This is a genomic window from Vibrio sp. 1562 (assembly GCF_033340155.1).
In the GTDB taxonomy this organism is placed as follows: Bacteria; Pseudomonadota; Gammaproteobacteria; order Enterobacterales; family Vibrionaceae; genus Vibrio; species Vibrio alginolyticus.
Genome location: NZ_JAWOVY010000674.1, coordinates 1 through 547 on the forward strand (window position 1 = coordinate 1; position 547 = coordinate 547).

A 547-nucleotide genomic window follows, 5' to 3' on the forward strand; every position below is an offset into this window, starting at 1 on the left:
CGTTTCATTAACAAGTAATCAGGCTTAACTACTTCCTCTACTACGTCTGATGCGGAGTCTGCCGCTGCCACGAGTTTCGGGTCTAGCTTTGAAATCAGAGCATTTTTTTCACCAACGGGTGAAAATTGTGTGTTGGCATAGACCTGCTTCAGTACGGTTGTCATTGGTGAAGAAGGGCCCGAGATTAAGTCTATCGCGTTCGTTAGATCGCCGACATTGTCATAGTTCTGGACTTTTAGTTCACTCAGCGCATTGCGCCAATTACTGATGTAGTCGTCAGTATATTTTTTACGTACTTCCTCTTTGAAGGCTTCTTGTTCTTCACTAGTAGGAATAACGTGTTGTGACAGACCTAAAACCCAGTTGTCACTGATGACTTGTTGTGACATTAGGTCCACGCGTGGTCGATAAAAAGTGCTAAAGCCAGTGGAGGTATAGATCTTATCTACGATCAAGCGTTCGCTATCGATTGGTGTGTTGAACACATTGCTAACCTCAAAACCCACAGCTCGTTGCAGATCTAGGGTTCCTAAATCAATCGAATTTG

At 43.9% G+C, this 547-nt stretch carries 1 protein-coding gene; it reads right to left on the reverse strand.

Annotation, left to right across the window (positions count from 1 at the left end):
- Window positions 1–547 (reverse strand): ImcF-related family protein (locus R7Z49_RS27010; RefSeq protein ID WP_318112745.1); only part of this gene is annotated, 547 nt, incomplete at both ends.